Source organism: Brevibacillus sp. SYP-B805 (assembly GCF_011059135.1).
Taxonomy (GTDB): Bacteria; Bacillota; Bacilli; order Brevibacillales; family Brevibacillaceae; genus Brevibacillus_F.
Window position 1 is genome coordinate 1 of the sequence record NZ_JAALGD010000004.1, and the last position, 22335, is coordinate 22335.

General features: G+C 54.4%; 18 protein-coding genes, 1 tRNA gene and 1 pseudogene. 5 read left to right on the plus strand and 15 right to left on the minus strand.

Annotated features, from left to right (window positions below):
* Both G3578_RS20865 and G3578_RS06395 read left to right on the plus strand, forming a co-directional pair.
* Positions 1 to 139 (plus strand): annotated as a pseudogene (locus G3578_RS20865) (IS256 family transposase); the annotation flags it as partial.
* Positions 140 to 396: 257 nt separating this feature from the next.
* The gene (locus tag G3578_RS06395; protein WP_241254502.1) at positions 397 to 504 is read left to right on the plus strand and encodes a putative holin-like toxin; all 108 of its coding nucleotides are present in this window, start codon (positions 397 to 399) and stop codon (positions 502 to 504) included.
* A gap of 329 nt (positions 505 to 833) precedes the next feature.
* Here the strand turns inward: G3578_RS06395 and G3578_RS06400 are convergent, their stop codons facing one another.
* Positions 834 to 4058, minus strand: coding sequence for a hypothetical protein (locus G3578_RS06400; protein ID WP_241254503.1), 3225 nt, complete (start codon positions 4056 to 4058; stop codon positions 834 to 836).
* Between the two features lie 33 nt (positions 4059 to 4091).
* Here G3578_RS06400 and G3578_RS20870 point away from each other — a divergent pair, with 33 nt between their 5' ends.
* Positions 4092 to 4709 carry a hypothetical protein gene (locus tag G3578_RS20870; protein ID WP_241254504.1) on the plus strand — a complete coding sequence of 206 codons (618 nt, stop codon included), beginning with the start codon at positions 4092 to 4094 and terminating at the stop codon, positions 4707 to 4709.
* A 569-nt stretch (positions 4710 to 5278) separates the two neighbouring features.
* Here G3578_RS20870 and G3578_RS06405 read toward each other — a convergent pair.
* From G3578_RS06405 to G3578_RS06420, 4 genes are all read right to left on the minus strand, one after another.
* On the minus strand, positions 5279 to 6010 hold the full coding sequence (locus G3578_RS06405; RefSeq protein ID WP_165210273.1) for a DUF6063 family protein: 732 nt from the start codon (positions 6008 to 6010) through the stop codon (positions 5279 to 5281).
* A complete protein-coding gene (locus G3578_RS06410) occupies positions 6003 to 7505 on the minus strand; it encodes a replicative DNA helicase (protein WP_165210276.1) in 1503 nt (500 codons plus the stop codon). The genes G3578_RS06405 and G3578_RS06410 overlap by 8 nt, the downstream gene beginning before the upstream one ends.
* Positions 7495 to 8553, minus strand: coding sequence for a Wadjet anti-phage system protein JetD domain-containing protein (locus G3578_RS06415; protein WP_165210279.1), 1059 nt, complete (start codon positions 8551 to 8553; stop codon positions 7495 to 7497). The genes G3578_RS06410 and G3578_RS06415 overlap by 11 nt, the downstream gene beginning before the upstream one ends.
* A gap of 225 nt (positions 8554 to 8778) precedes the next feature.
* Positions 8779 to 8854, minus strand: a tRNA-Ala gene (locus G3578_RS06420).
* Between the two features lie 195 nt (positions 8855 to 9049).
* Here G3578_RS06420 and G3578_RS06425 point away from each other — a divergent pair.
* Positions 9050 to 9643 carry a YdcF family protein gene (locus tag G3578_RS06425; protein WP_165210282.1) on the plus strand — a complete coding sequence of 198 codons (594 nt, stop codon included), beginning with the start codon at positions 9050 to 9052 and terminating at the stop codon, positions 9641 to 9643.
* 8 nt (positions 9644 to 9651) lie between these two features.
* On the opposite strand, the gene dnaI is transcribed toward G3578_RS06425, so the two are convergent.
* The 4 genes from dnaI to nrdR form a co-directional block, all read right to left on the minus strand.
* Complete coding sequence (gene dnaI / locus G3578_RS06430) at positions 9652 to 10590, minus strand: primosomal protein DnaI (RefSeq protein ID WP_165210285.1); 939 nt, start codon at positions 10588 to 10590, stop codon at positions 9652 to 9654.
* Positions 10591 to 12066, minus strand: a complete 1476-nt coding sequence (locus G3578_RS06435; protein WP_165210288.1) for a replication initiation and membrane attachment family protein — start codon at positions 12064 to 12066, stop codon at positions 10591 to 10593. It lies immediately after the preceding gene.
* Positions 12067 to 12186: 120 nt separating this feature from the next.
* On the minus strand, positions 12187 to 13878 hold the full coding sequence (locus tag G3578_RS06440; protein ID WP_165210291.1) for an ABC transporter substrate-binding protein: 1692 nt from the start codon (positions 13876 to 13878) through the stop codon (positions 12187 to 12189).
* A gap of 15 nt (positions 13879 to 13893) precedes the next feature.
* Positions 13894 to 14379, minus strand: coding sequence for a transcriptional regulator NrdR (nrdR, locus tag G3578_RS06445; RefSeq protein WP_165210294.1), 486 nt, complete (start codon positions 14377 to 14379; stop codon positions 13894 to 13896).
* A gap of 147 nt (positions 14380 to 14526) precedes the next feature.
* Between nrdR and G3578_RS06450 the strand changes: the two genes are divergently transcribed.
* Positions 14527 to 15651, plus strand: coding sequence for an HD-GYP domain-containing protein (locus G3578_RS06450; RefSeq protein WP_165210297.1), 1125 nt, complete (start codon positions 14527 to 14529; stop codon positions 15649 to 15651).
* Positions 15652 to 15692: 41 nt separating this feature from the next.
* Here G3578_RS06450 and G3578_RS06455 read toward each other — a convergent pair whose 3' ends face one another.
* From G3578_RS06455 to G3578_RS06480, 6 genes are all read right to left on the minus strand, one after another.
* Positions 15693 to 16736: a glyceraldehyde-3-phosphate dehydrogenase gene (locus tag G3578_RS06455; RefSeq protein WP_165210300.1), complete on the minus strand. Its 1044-nt coding sequence runs from the start codon at positions 16734 to 16736 to the stop codon at positions 15693 to 15695.
* A 388-nt stretch (positions 16737 to 17124) separates the two neighbouring features.
* On the minus strand, positions 17125 to 17688 hold the full coding sequence (locus G3578_RS06460) for a lytic transglycosylase domain-containing protein (protein ID WP_165210303.1): 564 nt from the start codon (positions 17686 to 17688) through the stop codon (positions 17125 to 17127).
* Positions 17685 to 18287 carry a dephospho-CoA kinase gene (gene coaE / locus G3578_RS06465; RefSeq protein ID WP_165210306.1) on the minus strand — a complete coding sequence of 201 codons (603 nt, stop codon included), beginning with the start codon at positions 18285 to 18287 and terminating at the stop codon, positions 17685 to 17687. Before coaE ends, G3578_RS06460 begins: the two co-directional genes overlap by 4 nt.
* Before the next feature lie 122 nt (positions 18288 to 18409).
* A complete protein-coding gene (mutM, locus tag G3578_RS06470; RefSeq protein WP_165210309.1) occupies positions 18410 to 19288 on the minus strand; it encodes a bifunctional DNA-formamidopyrimidine glycosylase/DNA-(apurinic or apyrimidinic site) lyase in 879 nt (292 codons plus the stop codon).
* 111 nt (positions 19289 to 19399) lie between these two features.
* Positions 19400 to 22066, minus strand: coding sequence for a DNA polymerase I (gene polA, locus G3578_RS06475; protein ID WP_165210312.1), 2667 nt, complete (start codon positions 22064 to 22066; stop codon positions 19400 to 19402).
* A gap of 34 nt (positions 22067 to 22100) precedes the next feature.
* A complete protein-coding gene (locus G3578_RS06480) occupies positions 22101 to 22316 on the minus strand; it encodes a hypothetical protein (protein WP_165210315.1) in 216 nt (71 codons plus the stop codon).
* Between the last annotated feature and the right edge of the window lie 19 nt (positions 22317 to 22335).

Here is a 22335-nt window from a genome sequence, read left to right on the forward strand (position 1 = left end):
CGAAGCCCTGCTCAAAATGCTCTACCTGGCAACCATGGATGTGTTACGAAAGTGGACGGGGAGAGTTCAGAACTGGGGCCAAATTCTGTTACAACTGTCCGTTCAGTTTCCGGAGCGAGTTCAACCATATCTCCGCTGAGCCTAACGGCTATTGGAGTTTACACAAAATCATTGACAGACCCCATTTCTGCCGTTTCTGCTATTCTGTATGGTGGAGCATAGCGGGTTCGAACCGCTGACCTCTACACTGCCAGTGTAGCGCTCTACCGTGGTGGTTAGTTTCACTGCCTATAATTCTTTCATTACATCTGGTAAATTATGCTATAATAGAGCTGGCACATAGAACGGCTTGCAAGGGCGGTCTCGGCTACCTCTCAAATGAAGGGAGGGATGCCCATGGAGGTTAAAGACGCTTTGACGTTGATGATCAGTTTTGGCGCGCTCCTTATCGCGCTGCTGACGCTGGTTATCGCCATCGTCACAGCGATTAACCAAAAGAAATAGACCGCCCCTGCCAAGGTCTGCGGTCTATTCTTTACCGTATTTCCGAAGCCGACCGCCTTTGAAGCGGACTACTGTGCCGGGGAGTCGTGTTACCGCACGGCTCCTTCTTTAGCTTAATTATACATTTTCCATTTTATGCATGCAAGATTCGCGTCATGAAAAACGCAGCTTGCTTTTCAGCTGAGCTGTAAGTTCGTACACGGTGGAGCATAACTTTCGAAATGATATGTCCATTGTCAATACGTTTCGCTAATGAAATGACAGTTCCTACAAGAGAACGACCGTTCCACTGACAGAAATAGCTGTCATACCCTCATTATTTCATCTCATCAAAACAAACTGAGCTGTTCATGCTCACTCAGCCTTATTAACGCAAACGGATCGTGATCACGGAAGTAGGCTCGCCTAATCTCACGCTCCTTGGTCATGATCAGGAAATCGCCGCTTGCAGATTCGCGTAAACGACAGCTGTATACGATCGGGAAGTAATCACGAATAAATTTGCCTTCCGCGTGTGCCGTCAGGGCAATGATCTGGAATCCTAATTCATCCGCGATAAAGAATACCGGATCGAGCACATGCTCGCTCGATGCTTTTCCGAATGGATTGTCGACGATCACCGTACGATATCGTTCGCCATTTTGAGCAATATGCTGACGCTTCTCAGCCAGGTAGTTTAGAATCCCCAGGAATAGCGTCATATTCTTGCTCCACTTTTCCCCGCCGGACCACTTGTTGGATTCCTCCCAAGAGGATAGCGCCCCGCTTACTTTCGCATCTCGATTCACCTTGCGACATTTGACCCGGATGCTGTCGCTTCCCATGACGATGCCCAACAGCGATTTAGATTGAAGGGAAGTGTTAATAAACTTCTTTATTTTGCCGACATCGTCATTTCCCTCCTGGTCTTTAAAGTCTTCATGATCCAAGCGCTGAAGCATCCAGTCGACATGATTGCGGAGAAGCTGTTTGCCAACCTCCTCTTTCCATTCAGGCACATGGAAGTGGTAAATCTCTTTCCTTCCGCTCTCTATCTTTACACTCGTCTTTTTCGGAATCGTTTTCAACTCGATCGCGATACGCTGCAGATGCGTGTGCACGATGGTGATGAAATCTTGCAGCTCTTTGTCCCGGCCTTGCAGATTATCCTCAAGCACCCGAATGCTCGCTGCAAGCGTTTTGCTCATATTGCCTGCCCATTCTTCCACTTCTGCGAATCGTAGCTTGCTTTCGATCCCCGCCAACGCTGTTTTCTGCAATTTGACATTATGGATCGAGCTTTCGCAGAAACGTTTGAATCGCGATTTCTCCTCCTCTACTTTCTTGTATTCCCTTTCGGCGTGGAGATGTTTTTCTTCCAGCTCTTTTAACCGTTTGAGCGTGAGCCCCATTCGTTGATACGAGAACGCAAGATCATCATCCTCCGCTAGCGCAACATCCTGGACATGTGACGATAGGAAGGTATACGATTCATTTTTTAATTCGAGCTTGCGGATAACCTCATCCAGTTCCTTTAAAGCAAGCTGTAAGCGATTTTGTTGCCCCAACAGATATTCTTTTCTGGAGGATACAGCCTTCTCCTCTTGCTCCAGCATGGATCTAACATCATCGAGATTGCCTGCAAACTCGTCAATGGCTTGCTCGGGAAATCTCTCTTCGAATTGCTTTTTCATCAGATCAAGGCGATTCCCATGGCCTGTAGCATTGCTAAGCAAGATTTCAACGCGATCTCGTTGTGCGGACAATTCTATTTTTAGTTGCTTCATTTTTGCTGCCAGACGCTGCAATTGTGCATGTCCATCCAGAGGAAAACGCGCTTCCAGATCAAGCGGCTGAGACATTTTGGTGTGAATGATTTCCATCTCGTGCTGGTGTTCGACGATTTCCTTGCTATAACGCTCGATCTGTTTTTCCAGGTCCGCTCTGCTTGCTTGCTGTTTCCGCAAAAGCGCCTCAAGACTCTCAAGCTCTGAACGCAATCGCTCAAGTGAATGTCGCGGAGGAAGCGGCAAAAATGCTGCAACATGCTGATACAGCCAATCTCCTTGCAGTTTTGCCAGTTCGTTCCGCTTTTCATCCAGTTCACTGCGAAGTTCCTCGATCTGTCCTTCCAGTGTTTGAAGGGATTTGGCAAGCGCGGCAAAATTGCGATGCATCTGGTCAATCTTCGCCTTGAGCTCTTCTCCGGCTTTCTTGGCCTCTTCCCGCTCCTTTTTCAAGAGCAGATACTCCCTTGCTTCCTGCAAGCGATAGCCAAGATGCTGCTCACGACTCATCTCGTCGGCCAATCTGTCCTTAAAGGATTTCCATTCCATTTCATACTTTTTGATATCTGCTTTCCTGTTGGAAATTTCTTTTTGAAGAGTGCCAACCCTCTCCCGCAATTGATCGCGTTGCTGTTTCCATTCACGATACGTTTCCAGTGGATAACGGGAAAAGAAGCCCAGCACCTGACTGTACAGATGCAGCAGTTCTTGATGCTCCTTCTCCTTTTGTTTGCGAAGCTGGATCACTTCCTCCGCTTTCTTCCGGGCTTCAACCTTCCAGTTTTCAAACTGATCCTGATCCAGATTGGTTCGCCAATGTGCAGGAATGATTTCTCTGTATCTATGCGCGTACTGCTCGGGCGACTCCAGCAACGCTTTTGCTTCCTGAAGACTCGCAACAAACACCGGGTTGCGAAGTTGATCCGCATGTTTTTTCACCCGTTGCACAACCTGCTCAATCTCTGCCTCCGTCGTGATCAGCAAGGCGGACCAGAAGGGAAAACGCTCATACAGGGTGTCCAAAGATACCCCGCCGCTATGCCGAACGGCTTCCTGAAGAAATAGTGTCCCTGTTTCCAGATAGTGAAAAGCATCCTTCCATCTGCCGACAAGCACGGCCAACTCGGGATCAGCGAAGAAAACAGCACTTTGCAAGTAATCGTCGCTCAATCTTGTAGCCATTCGTTCATGCAGCAGGGCCTCTTCCTTATCCCGTTCCAGCAGCGCCACCTTGTCTGCGAGCATTTGCTTCACGGTCTCCTGCTTGGTATAGAGGGAATCGAGGTAATCCATCCGCGGCAAGTGAAGCTTCACGTCAGCCAATACGACTTCCTGTTGCCGCTCCACTTCCGTGCACTTCATGTTCCAGAGATTGGCTTGTTCCTGTACCGATTCGAGCTCTTTTTGCGCCTTTTCCAGCATCTCGGTCTGTGATTCGATTTGCTGCTCGCAATCGTGAAGATGCTGCTGATAGCGTTGTTGAGCGGCAAGCGTTTTTTCCATCTCGCTTTGCCAGATCGGAATCGACTCTTCCAAGCTCTCCAGTAGCGGATTATCCAAAATTTTATGAGCGATTTTCTCCATCTGCCGTGCCGTCTGTTCCATCTGCATCTGTACAGCGGCATGCTCCCGTTCCTTCATTTCGATTTGGCGTCTCTCTTGTTCGGTTTCCGCCTGTTTTTGCTTTCTTTGCGAGAGGAACGATTCCATTTGGCTGCCGAGAATTGCCTCTTCCTGCTTTACCCTTTTTTCCGCATCCACATAGCAGCCGCGAATCTCCCTCTTCACGCGCTCCACATCATCCTTGATCTGGATGATATCTTGTTCCTCATCCAAAGCGCGCAGTTGCGCTTCAGCCAGTTCCTTTTTCTCTACTGCCTCTTGTTTTTTGGCGTTGTATCTGGCGTATTCCAGCTGATATTGCTGATGCTCAAGCTGATCGAACTCCCGCTGCTTTTCGTCAAGCTGCTCCTTTTCCTGCTTCCACTCCAGCACGCTTTCATGCCATGCCTGTTCTTGCACGGCAATGTTTCGCGAAGCCTTCTTGCGTTCAATGATCCTCAGCTCTTCGTCCGAATCGGCAAGCTGCCCCTCCAGTGCCGCCAGTTCATCCTGGGTCTTCGCATGCTCACTTTTTGCATGGTTGAACAGGGCCTTGCACCACTCTTTTTCCCGTTCAAACAACGTCTTGGCTTTATCGTACCGGGCAAACACCTGGCTAAACTGCTGGATTTGCTCCTCCAACCGCTTGCACTCCTGGATTTGTGTACGCAGCTGCTTGCTCATTTTGAACTGCTCCCGTTGCTTTTCGAAGATTTCCGCAAAAGCATCACCATTATTTCCATTGATCCCTTCTTCCACGACCGGGATCAGCAACTGGGAGACGAGCTGGTCCGTAGTCTTGCAGTTCTCGAAAAAGTTCTCTACACCGCCCTCTGAGCCGTTTATCACCGCGATGTTTTGCCATTCGCTGGGGATGATATGGAACTGTGATTCAAGATGCCCATGGTATTCTTTCTTCGTTCCAAACATATGGGCATTCAGGTGTTGGGAGCTCATGTAAGCGTAATATTCCTGCATCTCCCCTTTGTCTGCAGGCCGTTTTTTCCCGTTGATCCCTTCTTTGGCAAAAGGGAGATTTTCGATCGAATGCGGGTTTCCCTCTTCATACTCGAAGACATAGCGCAAGGAATCCAGCTCATCGTTGTGAATAAATAACGTGACAGCCGTCAACGCGTAGCGGCGCGGGGAATCATTCAAGATCCATTCTATGGCGATATGGGCAGGCGTTCCGGATAGGGAGAGCGTTTCCCTGATCCTTCGTCCTGCCATATCAGCATGTGGCAATATGGCCTGCAAGGCAGTCTGTATGAATACCGTCTTACCGCCGCCATTCTCCAGCAATATAGCTGCATTATGGCCATCAAACTGGAACAGCTCATCATTGTACCGCTTACTGCCGCCTTCGTAGATGACGTTTGTAAAACGGATTTTGGAGATTACGGGCATCAAGCTCCCTCCTTCCGATTTTCCAGGGAGGATAAAAATTCCAGGATCCCCCGGTTGTATTGTGTGTCCATATAATAGCGCTGCACGATGGTCTTTGCTTTTTCAGTCAGGGTGATCTCCTGATTGCCCAGCTCGGTTATAAGTCCTTGCTGTAGCAGGAAATTTTGCACCTGGGATAAGAAGCCCAACCTGCTGTTGGTCCGTCCATCCTGCTGTCTGGACGACTCACGAAGGTCATCGATCGCATCCCATTTCTCCACCAGCTGACTCCAGTTGAAATCATATTCCGCGTCCAGCCTCTGTAAGGCCTCTTGATCATGTTCCTTTAACGCCTGGATGCGCGCGTCGACACTTTCCAGCCAGTTGAACATCGTGATAAAATCGCGCGTAGTGTTCTGGGAATGGTAGCTGTCATAGAACTCTCCAAACAATACTAGAATCGCCACATACATCAGGTAGAGGTCGATGTTTTTCGCCTTTGCAGAGAGGTACTCCTTTTTCAGGGTCGCATTCTTGACATGAAAGGGAGAGGCCACCGCAATCGGCACCAGATAGAGCTTGTCCCCCGCCGGAATAATCGTACAATCTACCTCTTGGACAAATTGGTCAACCAGCCCCCTCAACATGTCGTTGGAGAGATACTGCCGCATGCCCGCCGTATCCGCCTGACCATCGCGGCTGAGCTGACTGTAGAGCCGGAAAGCAGCTAGAACCTGCTCATTCTCATACATCGTTATGTCCCTCCCTGGTCAAGAGCATATTCTGAATTTCATAACGTTCTGTCAATCGTAATCGTCCGAGCAACTCCGTCACCCTGATGCTTTCACCGGGAGCCAGGTGCGTCAGGACTTCTTTCAACAGATGATTCTCTTCTTCTTCCTCAGATTTTTGCAGAGGTGAGCGATGATGCAAGAGCAGCCAGAAATCATAAAAAGAGCGATGCTGCAGCCAATCATCATCGCCATGTTCCTGCAGATGGGCGGCAACCTCAGCAAGCGTTATCTCATTCTTCTCTCCCAACATGGCGAGGATGCGTTGCATGAGCGTGCCAAAATTGGCCTGCTGAATCATAAAGTGGGCTTGCTCTTGCTCTTCCGTGACATCCTCGAATTCATCCTGTTCCTCTTCCTCTTTGGCGACGCCCACCCGCTGTTTTTCAAAAACAGCCAAGGGCGACCAGCTGGCGGATTGCTCCAGTCCCAGAAATGGTTCCAGCAATACCCTTGTCGCCCAAAGCGGCAAGGGAGTAGAGACGAGCCGGGACACGAGTTCCTGATCAAAGTTGAAAGATTGCAGTGCAACATGGTATAACGACTCTTGCGCTGCCTGGAGAGCTGTCGTTTTCAGTGCGATGCTGTCCTTCAATAGTTGGGTGTGGGCAAAATGTACCTCCCCCAACTCGCGGTCGATGCGCAAAATATATTCGTACGCTTTCTGTTCCTTTCCGTCCTTGCGTTCGTACAGCAGGCGCTCTTTGGTCTCGTCGACAAATGTTTGCAGCTCCGTAAATTCCTCATGCTCCCGTGCGAGCCGCGCATGGATATCTTCTATCACTTGCTTGTAGCGGAGATAGGTTTCCTCGGAGACGATGCTTCGCTGCACCTCATGCTTGATCCGCAAGATACGCTCCTTCAGCGTTTCCACATCTACGCTCATCTCGCTGATTTGCCTCAGTGCGCCTACGAACTCCCCTTTTTCCAATTGTTTGCGCAGGAGCAATTGGTTGATCGACAAATGAAATTCCCGGAAAAACTCTTTTGTGGCAAAAACCAGCTCCAGGCCGTGCTCATCCAGAGAGTAATATTGCTTGTTGGAAGCAAGATCTCCCCGCTCCGCTTTCAAAATGGAGAACTCCACAAAATCCATCTGCCTCGTCTCCCAGTTATAGAAAGATCGAGCATTGCGCTTGCCGCTAGGGGGACGGAATGCTTCCACAATCGTTCTGGCGAGTTTCTCGAAACCTACTTCATCCAGGTCGATCTCGCCCTCGTTCATCTGCTGCAGATAGTCGGCCAGCTCTTTGACACCCGTCTTTTTGTTGCGAATCAGCATATTCTCAAAAAAGAACAGGAGCGCAAGGAGCCCGAGTCCAAAGAAGTCGATCGGCCGATCTTGACGGTCTTTTTCCCGTTTCGCCTCCAAATTATGCAAGGGATCAAACAACGCGAGACGCTGGATTCGTTCCTTGTATCCTTCCAGCATCCCTGTCAATCGGTCAATTTCCAATACGTCGCTCCTCCTTTTCCATCATGCGGCTGACGTACTGATTCATGCACGCTCGCAACCGCTCCGCCTCAACCGCTTCTTGAGGAAGGTATTGAACTCCTTGCAGAAGACGTTGGATAAGCTCACCTTCCTCATTTGATAAGAACGAGACGAATCGCATTATCGCTTCCATTCTGGCAGTTTGCGTCTCTTTCCCCGCAGATGGGCGTTGCTTGAGGAGAGCCTGATACAGGTATACCGCCGGTACGACTTCCCATTTTTCGAACAATGTATACCAGATTGCAATGCCCTCGTGGTCGAGGTCGCCAAAATATTCCAAACGATGCTCAACGTCTCGTACCAATCCAAGTTGGGCAGTCAGGTTCCCAAGGCCGGAAACCACCTTCCAGCCTGCTCCATAAATCAAACTGGTATATGGTGTGGATGAAAGAATCGGTTGAATGGCATAAAACGTTGTCTTGTTCTCAACGATCAGGTGATGACAAACGCTCTGGTTCTCGTGATATCGTCTACTATTAACCGCCAGCATCAATGGATCGGGCATTGCAGATATTTTGAGCAATTCCCATACGCCAATTGTCTCCAGCAGCTTTCTGCCACCTTTTTCGTCCAACCATTTTTCGTCGCCAACAAGGTGAAAGGATCGTTCCGGCGCAGTGGCTTCCTCCTGCGGGACGCCATAGCGTGTCAGATAGTCGTGAATTCTTTCGATGTATGGCAAGTCCTTCTGCCATCTTGAAGCGGATAGCGAAAAGTAGGCATCCAACTTGATCAGTGGGTGCACGCGTAATTGGGCTGATTGAATTTCTTGCCTTAGGGGCTTTGTGACGACAGATTTGCGGATACGAAAGGTTAGGGGTAGCGGTGGTTGCTTCCCGTTGGTCCCATGCTTGTTGATGGGGAGGAGAATCTGGTTATCCAGCAGCTTTTGTATGTTTTGCTGAAAAGAGTTATAGGTCATAGTCGGATCGGCCAAATTTTCGAGCTGACCCAATGATATCCTGGTTTTTTTATAGGATTGCAGATATTGGATTAGCTCATCATACACAATATCACCCCTCTCACATTATACGAGAAATGTGCGAGGGGTGGGGAGGATAGATTTGGAATTTAAATAACTCCTATTGTACTGGACGCTCCGAACTACCAAAACAAAACGGTCACGACTGTTTTGTTGACCGCAAGCGGTCACATCCAATTTCACGAAAAACGTGAAGACGTTTTTCACAGAAAAAAACCCTTGATTTTCCAAGGGTTCTACATACAGATTGTATGGTGGAGCATAGCGGGTTCGAACCGCTGACCTCTACACTGCCAGTGTAGCGCTCTCCCAGCTGAGCTAATGCCCCGTGTTGTTTTCATCGCGTCGACATGATTGATTCTAACACAGAGTCTTAACCGAATGCAAGAGTAATTTTTTTAAAAAGCGATCCTTTTTCAACCGAAACGAAAATCTCCTTCCGAGCGTATATCCAGATAGCAATCTCTGTTATGCTGGTAGCAGATTCTTTCCGTCTTGCTCGCGTGCGCATGGAGGAGGTTTGATGAATCGAGTGGTAAGATTTGCAGCATTGCTGGTCCTGCTGTTTGCCTTCTGGTTCGGGTATGTCCTGTACAAAATCGACGCGGTGGAACGGATGGCGGAGCCGAAGAAAGCGGATGTCGCCATTGTTCTCGGCGCGTCCGTCTGGGGTGACCAGCCCAGTCCGGGACTGCGGGAACGGCTCGACCTGGCACTCAGCCTCTATCAAGAGGGCTACGTTCCGTTTCTGCTGGTCTCCGGCGGGTTGGGGGAAGGAAAGAAAGTGGAAGAAGCGGTCGTCATGAAAAATTACCTCATGGAAAAGGGCGTGCCGGAAGACAGCATCATCGTGGAAAACAAGGCGCGTTCCACCTATGAAAATCTGGCGTTCAGCCAAAAGCTGATGGAAGACTACGGCTTCAAAACCGCGCTGGTCGTCAGCCACGGCTACCACCTGGCACGGGCGGTCGACATGGCGAAGGAGCTGGGGATGGACGTGCATCCGGTGGGGGCAAAGTCGAATGTGCTCTACACCCCGTATTATAAAGCCCGCGAAGTGTTTGCCTATACCAAATGGATCCTCTCTGAATACCTTCCCATGGAAAAACCGGAGTGATGCAAGGGTTACCCCTTCATCCTCCGGTTGTCGCTTTTGATCAGGAACACATCGACATAATGCCGGATGCGTTCCATGATGCGGCGGGCCTTGGTAACTTCTATCCGGTTACCGTTGCTGATCGACAAGTGCTCCTCCAGCTCCTCCAGCGAATAGTTGGAGGTGTAGAGGGTCGGCAGGCGGTTGTTCACGCGGTGATGCAGGATCACGCCCAGCACCTCGTCGCGGATCCATGGGGTCAGGCTCTCCGCTCCGATGTCGTCGAGGATCAATACCGGCACTTCCATCAGCAGCTCCAGCTTGGTGGAATACGAATGATCCGCGATCGACTCCTTGATCTCCCGCACAAAGTCGGGCACATAAACCATCAGGGAGGCGACGCCGCGCTGGGAGAGCTCACGGGCGATGGCCCCCATGATATAGCTCTTGCCGACGCCAAAGGGGCCGTGGAGATAGATGCCTTTGACCCGCTCTCCGCCGTTTGCCTCCTGGCAAAACTGGATCGCCCTTGTCACCGCAGCCCGGTTGGACGGGTCGATCTCCAAGGTTTCGAAGCTGGCGGAGAGCGTTTCCTCCGACACATAGTAGCTGCGCATCAGGCGGCGGGTCCGCAGTTCCTCTTCATACGCCTGCTGCTTCTCACAGGGGGCGATCGCGCTGACGATATGGCCGTTCTGCACATCCAGCTGGCTGTAATGTCCTTTCACCAGGTTGGGACATTTCTCCAGCCCCGGACAGTTGTCGCACCAGTACTGTTCCTTCACCGCTTCATAAACCGTGCTGAGGGAGCGCAGGTAATCCTCCCGGGTCAGCTGGGGATGCTCCTGTTGAAATGCCCGCAAATAGGCGGAAGAACGCAGCATTTTGTCCAGCTGCTGCTCGGGGGTTAGCAGCGTTCGCGGCGCGCGTTTGGCCAGTTCCTCCATGAACTGTTTGATCTGTTCCATCTACGCTCTCCCTCCTTTCTGACGTTGGCGCAGGGATTCCAGGAGCGCCTTCAGTTCCGGATCGTCCAGGACGGTCCGGGTCTGGGAGCGCGTCTCCTTCGTCTGCGCCGAAGCGGCAGGCTGCGCCCTCTCCTGTTCCTGCTCCCGCTCCAGCTGCCATTGGACGGATTCGGGCAGCTTGTCTTTCAACACCGTACGCCCGTTCCTGCGCAGCGGCGCTTCCGCCTCTTTCTTCGTCTTGCGGACTTTTTCCAGACCCTGCGCGCGCTCCAGGATCTGCCGCACGGCTTCGTCGACGGTGGTGATCCGCTTCGCTTTCCACGTGTCCCGGATAGTCTCCAGATACGATTTGGGCAGCTCCATGTTCTGGCTCTGCAGGGTATGCAGAAGCAGCGCATTCACCACTTCCGTCGCCAAACCATCGCCAAACACAAGGCTTTCCGCCCGGTCCACGAACGGTTTGCTCAATTTCCCGCCCACAATACGCTCCAGCAGGGAAAGCGGCGAGATGCCCCGGCAGATCCGCCGGAACGCCTCGCTGCCGACTTCCGGCAGCCTGCCCGGCGCCAGTTCGTCGTCCGGGGAAGCAGCCGCCACATCCCGGACGAGCGCCTCTTCGACATATTTCTGGACGAGGCGTTTGCGCAGCACCTCCCGATCGAGGGAGCCGTCGGAACGGAACAGGGTCCAATCGGAAAGCTCCCTGCCCAAGCTCCAGCTGTCGATCTGGTAGAAGTGGATCAGCTTGTAGAAAAATTCGATATTCTCCCCGGTCAGCACCTTGTCCGCCTTGATGTCGGGCGGCAGGCTGAAGCGCAGCTCCGCCAGGTTCAGCCGCTGATTGGGCACGGCCTGATAGGCGGCCTGCATCGGCGCCGGCGGATAGCGTTCTTCCATCTCCGCGAGAAACTGTTCCCGCTCCGAGCCCTGCGGCACTTCCAGTTCGGAAGCCTTGAGGGTCGGAAACACCTCGTGAAAGCCTTTGGTCACATTCTCCGCGCTGTCGTACTCCCGCTGCACTTCCGCCGCCAGCACGTCCGCATACCTGCGGCGCAGCTGCTGAAACCGGAAGTTCTCCACCCGGTTGAGCAGCATCAGCGACAAGACGTAATCCCGGAAAAATTCCGCCGGGGTCAGCGGGGGCTTCACCACGTATTCATAGAGATAGTCCCCCTGCCTGTTCTCGCGCCGGAACACTTCCAGCAGCCCCAAAGCTTCCAGGCGTTCGCGGGCCGCCAGCAGCCGGTCAAGGGGCAAGGAGGTCATGAGCATGAGGCTGCGGTGGGTGCTCTCGCTGGCAGCCCCGCTGATCTCCTGCACTTCATGGACAAGAAGCTGGTAGAGCGCAAACGATTCCATCCCGATGATCGGGAGATAGAGATGGGAGACGATCCCCATCTCGCTGACGCTCAATGGGCGAACCAGCCGCACCACAAAGCGGTCTTTGGGGGTAAGCTCATTCCAAACCAGACGCATGGGACCGAATCCTTCCTGTCGAATCTAGTCTATCTATTATACCATGTCTCGCCCCTGTGCACGCAGGGAAGCAAAACCGCCGACTGTGAAGGTCGACGGTTTCGGGATGTCGGGCGGCGGTTATTCCACCCACCAGGTATGAATCTCCGCAAACGGTTGGGTTTCAAGCTGCTGCGGGACGCCGTGCAGGCGGTTGGACACGAGATAGCGGTTGGGAAGCGCCAGCAGCGGGAAGATAGGCAGGTCGGCAGCAAAGCGCTGCTGCCACGCTGCAAACACCTTCTTCCGCTCTTCCGCAGGCAGCAGCAGCTGGCCTCTCTCCAGCAGTTGGTCGGCCTGCCGGTTCTGGTAGCGGGATGCGTTCAGGCCGAGTTCGCCCACCTTTTCGCGGGAGTGATACAGCTGCATCAGCTCGGTGGGATCGTCCGGATATTTCCAGGCGTAGAGATAGAGATCCAGCTTGCTTCCCCCGAAAACAGCGGCGGCAAACTCTTCCGCAGGGAGCGCTTTCTTCTCGATGCGCACGGGAAGGCTGCTCCAGGACTTGAGCAGGCTGTCTACCAACCGGTCGCGTACGGGATTGCCCCCCGGATAAGTCAGCGTCAAGACCAGCGGCTTCTCCCGGGTATATCCTTTCCGGGCCAACGCGCCGGCGGCCGCTTCCGGTTGATACGCCGGCATCTCGCCGGGCGCATATGCAAACGAGCCGGGAGCCAGCGGGCCCTTGGCGACAGCAGCCAGCCCCCAAAAACTTTCCTCGGTGATTGCCCGGGGCGACACCGCCTGTGCCAGCGCGCGCCGGATCGCAACATCCTGCAGGGCCGGGCTCTGCGTGTTAAAACCGAGGAAATGGTAACCGTTTGCAGGCCCGGTCGCGATCCAGGCTTCACCGCCAACCACCGTTAGTTGGTGGGCCATCTCCGGTGAGATCCAGCTGAAGTGAATGCGTCCGGCTTTGACCTCGTCGGCCAGCCGGGACGGGGGAACCGGGACGACCCGGACCGCGTCCAGGTGCGGTTTGCCTTCATCGTAATGGCTGTTGGCCGCAAACTGCCAGGCTCCTTCTGCAAGCGCCTTCACTTGAAAAGGACCGGCGCCTACCATCCTGCCGCTGCGGGAGAGCGCATCCAGCTCGCCGATCGGCCTGCCCGCAAGCTGGTGCTTCGGCAAAAGGGGAGCCGTCAAGCTCTGCAGGAACGTCACATCATCCCGGACGAGCGCAAAGCGGACGGTTCCCTTTTTCGGGTCGGCCGTGATGCCGGCGATGTGGGGCGCCTTGCCCGCACGGAAAGGCGAGACTCCGTCCAGCAGATGGGACCACTTGCGCCATACCCCGTAATAGTGGGGGTTGGCGTATATCTCATAGGTAAAGACAACATCGTCGACCGTAACCGGTTGGCCGTCCGACCAGGCGGCTCCCCTGCGCAGCGTCACGACGACGGCCGGCTTGCCTTGCGTCCGGTCGATCGTATAGCCGGAAGCCAGCGCCGGGACGAGGCTGCGGTCCGGTCCGTGGGTAAACAATCCCCGGTAGGCAAGGGATTCAAAATCTGTCAATGCCGTCTCCTGCTTGGAAACTCCAAACGGATCAAAGGAGGGCAGTTTGCCCAGAGCCGCTGCAACCAGTTCCCCGCCTTCACGCGGTGCGGAAGCTGGTGCAGCCGGAGAACCCGTTGGAAGAGGCGTTTGGGGAGGAGGCGACTGAGCAGGTGACGTTTGGAGAGACGGCAGCTGTCCAGGGGTACATCCTGTCATCAACGAAGCCGCCAGCAACAGCAGAAGCACCCGTTTGGACAGCGCGCTTGTTACCATGCAGCACAATCCTCCTCAGCTGTCGGTTTGCTTCTGCGGGGAATTGCGGGCATGGGCCAGCAAATCTTGCAGTTCCCGCATGAACACATTGATGTCTTTAAACTGCCGGTAGACGGAGGCGAAACGTACGTACGCCACTTCATCCACATAGTATAACCGTTCCATCACTTTTTCTCCCACATCTTTGCTGGGGATCTCGGAATGGCCGGTGCTGCGCAGCTCTTTTTCTATCTCGTTCACGATGTTTTCCAGGGCATCCAGTGATACCGGCCGCTTCTCACAGGCGCGGACCAGCCCGCGCAAAATCTTTTCGCGGCTGAATTCTTCCCGTGTGCCATCTTTTTTGATAATTAACAGCGGCGTTTCTTCCACGACTTCAAAGGTGGTAAAGCGGCGCTCGCACCGCTCGCATTCCCTGCGCCGGCGAATCGATTTGTTATGATTGAACGGGCGTGAATCCAGGACTCTGGTCCCATTGTATTCACAAAAGGGACAGCGCATGTTTGATCAACTCCCAATAAAGTCAATGCTTTTCCTCAGTGTCCCTTATCTGAGCGGGAAAAGTCAAGTTCAAATCATTCTGCCTATTTCTTTCCAAAATAGGGTGATTTAGAATAAGAGGAAGTAAGGTAGAGGAGGCAATATCCGATGCGTTTGCTCTCAATGAAGCAGGTGCGGCCCGGGATGAAAATTGGACGAACCATCTTTACCGGAGACGGCAAAGTTCTCCTGGGAAGCGGCATGGTTCTGACTGAACGGCTGATTAGCGGACTCATCAAGGCCGGGATCGATTCGGTCTACATTGACGATCCCCTCACGGCAGATATCGTAGTCGAGGATCTCGTCCGTCCGGAGACACGGCAGTTGGCCGTCGATACCATTCATCAGATGGCCAGGCAGCTGGCCAATTCCAACAAACTGTCGCGCCGCGTATCCGTGAAGGAGATGGGATACCACTTTCAACAGGCTTTCCTCTCCATCTTAAACGATCTGATGAGCAATCAGCAAATCATGGTTCATCTATCCACGATCTCGACCTACTCCGGCGCCTTGTACCATCATTCCGTCAACGTGGCGGTGCTGGCGACGGCCGTGGGGATGTCGCTCGGCTACAGCAGGCAGCAGCTGACCGAACTGGGGATTGGAGCGCTTCTTCATGATATCGGCAAAGTGGAGCTGCCGCAGGAGATGCAGCAAAAGACAACCCGCTGGACACCGGAAGAGATGGAGATTGCCAAACAGCATACCATGCTCGGTTTCAATATCCTGCGAAAGCAGCACAACATCTCGCTGCTGTCCGCGCACGTTGCCCTGCAGCATCACGAACGCCTGAACGGCAGCGGCTATCCGCAGGGGCTGAAGGGAAAGCAGATTCATGAATATGCCCAGATCGTGGCGATTTGCGATGTGTATGACTCCCTGACTTCCCCCCGTCCGTGGCGCAAACGGTACATGCCGCAGGACGCGCTGGAGTATCTGCTGGGTTCCGGCGGCCATCTCTTTGAGCTGCGCCTGGTTGACGCCTTCCGCCAGCATATCGCGGTCTTTCCGATCGGCTCCACCGTCGTGCTGAACACGGGCGAGACGGGAGTTGTCTGCAAGGTGGACCCGGAATGCTGCCATCGCCCCGTGGTCCGCGTGATGAAAGACGGACGCGGCAACGAGCTGCGCATGCCGTTTGAGATCGATTTGAAGACGCAGCTGAACCAGTTTATTGTCGGATTCGAAGATGATGATTTGTTCGTGGTGCAGGAGCAGGTCAAGCAGGCATAAAGAACCAATCCCCTTCTGGCGGCCAGAAGGGGATTGTTGTATCAACGGGCGGCAACGGCAGTTTCCGCCTGTTTTTGTTGTTGATTCATCTCCGATACGTGGCGTACCAGATCGACGACGCGGCAGGAATAGCCCCATTCGTTGTCATACCAGGCGATCACCTTCACCTGTTTGTCGCCCATGACCATCGTGGAGAGTCCATCGATGATGGAAGAGTGGTCATTGCCGTTGAAATCACTGGAAACAAGCGGCTCGGTGCAGAATTCGATGTATCCTTTCATCTTGCCGGCGCTCGCTTCGCGCAGGACACGATTCACCTCTTCCGCCGTCACGGCTTTCTGGACATTCACCACCAGGTCAACGACGGAGACGTTCGGTGTCGGAACCCGGAGGGAAAATCCGTTCAGCTTGCCGTTTAATTCCGGCAGCACCTTGCCGACAGCGCGGGCGGCTCCCGTAGTGGTCGGGATGATCGATTGACCGCATGCGCGGGCGCGGCGCAGATCCTTGTGCGGGTTGTCGATGTTCACCTGGTCGTTGGTGTAGGAGTGAACCGTGGTCATCAAGCCCTGTTCGATGCCAAACGCTTCATGCAGCACCTTGGCTACCGGCGCCAGGCAGTTGGTGGTGCAGGAAGCATTTGAGATGATATGATGCCGCTCGTGATCGTACACATGCTCGTTGACGCCCATCACGATGGTGACGTCTTCCTCCTTGGCCGGAGCGGTGATCACTACTTTTTTCGCGCCCTTTTTCAAATGCTTGGATGCGCCTTCCCGATCCTTGAATTTGCCGGTCGCTTCCACCACGATTTCCACGCCCAGATCGCCCCAGGGCAGGTTGAGCGGATCGCGGTCGGACAGCACGATGGTCGGCTTGCCGTCCACGATGATGCGGTTCCCGTTTACCTCGATGGTATTGTCAATACGACCGTGGATCGTATCATATTTCAGCAGGTGGGCCAACGTTTCCGGGGGATAGCTTGCGTTGATTGCTACAATGTCGATATTGGGGTCCTGGATCGCCCGGCGGAAAACCATGCGTCCGATACGCCCGAAGCCATTAATGCCGATTTTGATTGTCATGTTGAGTCCCCTTCCACAATTAAGATACACTTTTTCTGTTACCTCTATTATAATAAGTATGGCACAATTATCAATGTGTTTTACTAAAAAATAAAAATTTGGATCATTTTTGGTGTATCCTTTTGCTGAATGAATCCCGCCGCCTTAAGCGAACACTCCCCGCTGGGAGATTGCCATGCTTTGCCGAGTAGGCGCCCTTGCTGAGGTAGGCGGGTGCGCCAAAACTCTTCAAATATAGGAAAAAGCTGCCGTTTGCTATAAACGACAGCTTCAGATTGATGACAAACTTCTGTTTGGGGCATGGAGTAATGGGGCCAGGCGAACTCCTTTGACGACCGACTCAGCGGCGAAACAAAGACGCGGGGACTGAAGGGGGCGGGAGTCTTCGTTATTTGAGCTGGTCATTGTAGATTTTGCGGTAACGCTCCTGAAAATAGAGCACGCGCTGGACATAATGGCGGGTCTCTCCGATTGGAATATCCTGGATCGTCTCCATGGAGCCGTCCCACAGCTTGCGGCTGATCCATCCGCTTACGTTGCCCGGTCCGGCGTTGTAAGCGGCGATGGCCTTCACATAATCCCCCTGAAACGTGTCAAGCAGGAAAGCCAGATACCAGGTACCGATTTCGATGTTAACCTTCGGAGTGAGAAGCTGTTCCTTCGTGACGGATTTGAAAGCTCCCTGGCTGATTACCCAATCGGCTGTTTCCGGCATCACCTGCATCAACCCGACGGCCCCCTTCTTGGAGATCTTGTCCGTCGCAAAATCGCTCTCGGTCCGGATGATGGCCAGGATCAGGTGAGGGTCCACCTGATACCGGGCGGATGCCTGCATGACTTCCTCCTTGTATTTGATCGGATACATCCATTTCCAGACAAATGGCGTATTGATCAGGACAAACACCCCCAGCAAAATGGCCAGGAGGATGAACATTCTTCGCTTCCGGTTCATGTAGCTAACTCCGCTTTGATTTTGGCGAGTAATTGGTCGACTTGTTTGGCCGTTTCTTCCCGCGTTCCCTGATTATCGATGAGAAAATCGGCCCATGCCTTCTTTTGCTCAATCGGCAGTTGGGCGCGAATCCGCTTCATGGCCTGCTCCTCGTCCAGTTCGTCGCGTTCCTGCAACCGCTCCAACTGGGTAGCGGCGGGTACATAGACCACCACGGTTTTTTCCACCATATGCTGCAGCCTGCTTTCGAACAACAGCGGAATATCCATGAAAACGATCGGCGCCCCGCTGCGTTCAGCCAGCTCCGCCTGCTCTCTCATCATCCTCCGCACCTCGGGATGGACAATGGCGTTGAGCGCCTGCCGCTCGGCCTCATCCGAAAAGACGATTTCCCCCAGCTTCTTCCGGTTGAGCTGCCCGTCCGGAAGCAGGATATCCCGTCCAAAATGACGGACAATCGCTTCATAGGCAGGCTTGCCAGGCTCAACCACCTCACGGGCGATGGCGTCCGCATCGATGACCGGGATTCCACGCTCGCGCAGCATCGCCGTAACCGTACTTTTGCCCGTGGCAATCCCACCCGTCAATCCAAGTATCATGGACGTTACCTCCCTCGGTGAATTGGGTTTGTCCTATACATATTCCCCGCATGAGCGATACATTCCTGGCGGGAAATGGCAGAATCTTTTCCATTATCGCAGAGACGGGCGGGCGATTCAACCTACCCCCGGCCGGGCAGGGTCTGGCACTGCGGGCAGAAGAACGACGAGCGCTGGTCGATGCGGATGTTGCCCAGCGGCGTGAGGCAGTCCGGGCAGTGTTCTTTCTTGTACACCTTGTGGTGGTTCTGAAAGCTGCCCTTCTTCCCTTCCGAATTGACATAGTTACTGATGGATGAGCCGCCCAGCTTGACAGCCGTCTCCAGCGTCTCCCGAATGTGGCCGAACAGTTCCATGATTTTGGCATCCGACAGATCCTTTGGCTGTGTCAGCGGGTGAATTTTGGCTTTGAACAAGGTTTCGCACGCGTAGATGTTTCCAACCCCCGCGATGATCTCCGGCTTCATCAGCAGTCTTTTGATGGGTTGTGTCATCGCCTGCTTGCTGCGGAGATTTTCCAGGAAAAGGGCGGGAGCGTCCTCCCAGAATGCTTCCGGCCCCATGTTTTGAATGGGGGCGTACTCCCGGTATTCCTGCTCCGTGAGGGCCCCCACCCAGCCGAATCGTCGCTGGTCGGAGTAGACCATCAGCGAGCGGTCATCCAGCAGAAACGTCACATGGATATGCTTGCGGTATCTGTCCTCCACTTCTTCCGGCGAACCGACGGCGAACCAGGCTCCCGTCATGCCGAGATGGGCAACCATGTAAAGGGGCACGCTGTTGTTTCGGCAGTGGAACACCAGATATTTGCCCCGGCGCTCCAGTTTTTCCACCCTGGTACCGGACATGCGCCCGATAAACAGCTCAACGTCCTGCCGTCCCCGCTTGCCCTGGGGCATGGTGATTTTGTACGGGGAGATGCGGACGGCTTCAATCGTTTTGTTGATCACTTTCGGCGCGAGCGTCTCCAGCACGCGCTGCACTTCAGGTCCTTCCGGCATGATACCCTCTCCTGCTCTGGTTTCTTTCCATAGCATATCATAGGGATGCCGGGCGATCCATGCCAAAACGCCCCTCTCCACTCACCGGGAAAGGGGCGTGCCTGTCATTGCCTATTTCGCTTCGTACCACGTACGGCCGTAGTGGACATCCACCTTGAGCGGCACGTCGAGCGGCAGGGCATTTTCCATCACGTCCGGTACGATCTGCTGCATCGCCTGCAGCTCGTCCTGCGGCACTTCAAAGACCAGTTCGTCGTGAACCTGCAGGAGCATCCGGCTCTTCAACCCGCGTTTCACCAGCTCATCCTGCATGCGGATCATGGCAAGCTTAATGATGTCGGCGGCCGTCCCCTGGATGGGCGTATTCATCGCGGTCCGCTCGGCAAACGAACGCAGGTTGAAGTTGCTGCTGCGGATATCCGGCAGGTAGCGGCGGCGGTGCAGCAGCGTGGTGACGTAGCCGTCCTGTTTGGCCTGCTTGACGATCTCTTCCATATAGCGTTTCACCCCGGCAAAGACGGCGAAGTACCGCTCGATGAAATCGGCCGCCTCTTTGCGCGTGATGTTGAGGTTCTGGGAGAGACCGTAATCGCTGATGCCGTAGACGATGCCGAAATTAACCGCCTTGGCCTGCCTGCGCATCAGCGAGGTCACCTGCTCCTCCGGCACGCCGAACACATCCATGGCGGTGCGGGTATGGATATCCATCCCTTTGCGGAAGGCGTCGATCAAATTTTCGTCCTGCGAGATATGGGCCAGCACGCGCAGCTCGATCTGCGAATAGTCGGCGGCCAGGATATACCAGCCTTCTTCCGACGGAATAAACGCTTCGCGAATCTTGCGCCCCTCTTCCAGCCGGATCGGGATATTTTGCAGATTGGGCTCCGTGCTGCTCAGCCGACCCGTCGCCGTCGTGGCCTGGTTGAAGATGGTATGGATTTTCCCCGTCTTGCTGTTGATCTCGTTGACCAGCCCCTCGATGTAGGTGGAGCGCAGCTTACCCAACTGGCGGTAATGCAGGATGGTATCGATGATCGGATGATAGGGGGCCAGCTTCTCCAGCACATCGGCGCTGGTGGACGGACCGGTCTTGGTCTTCTTCAGGACGGGCAGGTTCAGCCTGTCATACAGAATCTCCCCCAGCTGCTTCGGCGAGTTGATGTTGAACGAAGTGCCCGCCAGCTCGTAAATCCGGTTGGTGTACTCCTCCAGCTTCTCATCCAGTTCCCGTCCCATCTGCAGAAGGCGCTCCCCATCCACGCGGACGCCGGTATGCTCCATCCGGGCGAGCACCAGGCTGAGCGGCTCTTCCAGTTCGGCCAAGAGCTGCTCCAGCTGGTGGGCGGCGATCTCCTGCTTCACGGCGGAGACGCACTGCCAGACGGCGGCCGCTTTGCGGGCGGCATGCTCGCTGATGACGGCGGCATCCGGCAGCGCACGCTTCGCCCCTTTGCCGTAGATGTCTTCATCCGCCGCCACTTTGACCGCCGCATGCTGGGCCGCTACCTCGTGCAGAACGGGATTGCTCTCGGAGGCATTCAGCAGATAGGCGGCAAGATAGAGATCGAAACGGATGCCCTGCAGGGTGAAGCCGTGCCATGCCAGGCCGACCGTATCCCGCTTCCCGTCAAAGACGTGCTTCTCTTTCGTCTCGTCCGCCAGCCATTCCCGAAATGCCGGCCAATCGCAGGCAACCTCATACGGCACGTAGAAGGCGGTATCGTCGCAAGCCACGCCGAACCCGATGATCGGCGCGCGGTGGTAATTGTCTCCGTCCATCTCCACGATCAGGCTCATCGGCGAAGTCAGCTTGGCGGCAAAGCGGTCCAGCGATCCGGCATCCACCACTTCGTACGAGAATGCTGCCGCTTCCTCGCCGCCTGCGGCCTCTCCCTCCCCGTGAGCAGGGGCGGCATCCGCCGTCGCGATCTTGGGGATCAGCGACTTGAACTCCATTTTTCGGAAAAACTGGGTCAGGACAGCCGAATCGTACCCCCGGTAGCTGACCTGTTCCATCTCGATATCGAGCGGTGCATCCCGCAAAATGGTGGCGAGCTGCTTGCTCAGCCTGGCCATCTCGGCATGGGTCCGCAGATTCTCCTGCAGTTTTTTGCCTGAGACGCGGTCGATGTTGTTCAGCACTTCCTCCACGGAGCCATATTCGTGCAGAAGCTTCAGGGCTGTTTTCTCCCCGACACCCGGCACGCCTGGAATGTTGTCGGAGGTATCCCCCATCAGCCCTTTCAAGTCGATGATCTGCCTGGGCGTCAGCCCGTATTTCTCCTGGATCTCCGCCGTTCCGTACAGCTCGATCTCGCTTACGCCCTTGCGCGTCAGCGCCACGGTAACATGATCCGACACCAGCTGCAGCATGTCCTTGTCGCCGGTGATTACCGTCGTCTTCCAGCCGTTCTCATCCGCCAGGCGCGTCAGGGTCCCGATGATGTCGTCCGCCTCATACCCTTCCCGCTCATAGCGGCTGATGGAGAATGCATCCAACAGCTCGCGAATCAGCGGAAACTGCTCGGACAGCTCGGGCGGCGTTTTGGCGCGGCCGGCCTTGTATTCCGTGAAGTCGCTGTGGCGAAAAACCACCTTGCCCGCGTCAAAAGCGACCAGCAGATGGGTCGGTTTCATCTCTTCCAGCACTTTCAACAGCATGGTGGTAAAGCCCAGCACGGCATTGGTATGCAGTCCGCTGGAGGTGGACAACAGCGGAAGCGCGTAAAACGCGCGATTGGCAATGCTGTTTCCGTCAATCAATACAAAATGTTGCACGCTTTCCGACCCCTCTCCAATCGATCGCTACCTTTCATCTTACCATAGGCTGGACAAGGCTGGCAAAACGGGCGTTCACGCTTGTCTCCGGCTCGCCTGTCCGGGTGGTCTTCCATGCTGCCAGCGTGCGGTGCAGCATTTGGAAGGGCAGCCTGCCGACCGATTGACCGGTTGGCTTTCCCCTGCGGAAGCGGCCATATTTGGCGGTTGTCTGCGGGAATCGCTCCGGGTAGAATAAGTAGATATACATCAACCATCATTGCCACAAA

What these genes read in the sequence shown, in the direction of transcription:
- G3578_RS06460 (WP_165210303.1), bottom strand. Translation starts at nt 17,688, where the DNA reads ATGAACCGGAAGCGAAGAATGTTCATCCTCCTGGCCATTTTGCTGGGG.
- G3578_RS06435 (WP_165210288.1), bottom strand. Translation starts at nt 12,066, where the DNA reads ATGCGTCTGGTTTGGAATGAGCTTACCCCCAAAGACCGCTTTGTGGTG.
- G3578_RS06405 (WP_165210273.1), bottom strand. Translation starts at nt 6,010, where the DNA reads ATGTATGAGAATGAGCAGGTTCTAGCTGCTTTCCGGCTCTACAGTCAG.
- dnaI (WP_165210285.1), bottom strand. Translation starts at nt 10,590, where the DNA reads ATGGAACAGATCAAACAGTTCATGGAGGAACTGGCCAAACGCGCGCCG.
- coaE (WP_165210306.1), bottom strand. Translation starts at nt 18,287, where the DNA reads ATGATACTTGGATTGACGGGTGGGATTGCCACGGGCAAAAGTACGGTT.
- G3578_RS06480 (WP_165210315.1), bottom strand. Translation starts at nt 22,316, where the DNA reads ATGTATATCTACTTATTCTACCCGGAGCGATTCCCGCAGACAACCGCC.
- G3578_RS06395 (WP_241254502.1), top strand. Translation starts at nt 397, where the DNA reads ATGGAGGTTAAAGACGCTTTGACGTTGATGATCAGTTTTGGCGCGCTC.
- G3578_RS06425 (WP_165210282.1), top strand. Translation starts at nt 9,050, where the DNA reads ATGAATCGAGTGGTAAGATTTGCAGCATTGCTGGTCCTGCTGTTTGCC.
- G3578_RS06440 (WP_165210291.1), bottom strand. Translation starts at nt 13,878, where the DNA reads ATGGTAACAAGCGCGCTGTCCAAACGGGTGCTTCTGCTGTTGCTGGCG.
- mutM (WP_165210309.1), bottom strand. Translation starts at nt 19,288, where the DNA reads ATGCCGGAAGGACCTGAAGTGCAGCGCGTGCTGGAGACGCTCGCGCCG.
- G3578_RS06455 (WP_165210300.1), bottom strand. Translation starts at nt 16,736, where the DNA reads ATGACAATCAAAATCGGCATTAATGGCTTCGGGCGTATCGGACGCATG.
- nrdR (WP_165210294.1), bottom strand. Translation starts at nt 14,379, where the DNA reads ATGCGCTGTCCCTTTTGTGAATACAATGGGACCAGAGTCCTGGATTCA.
- G3578_RS06450 (WP_165210297.1), top strand. Translation starts at nt 14,527, where the DNA reads ATGCGTTTGCTCTCAATGAAGCAGGTGCGGCCCGGGATGAAAATTGGA.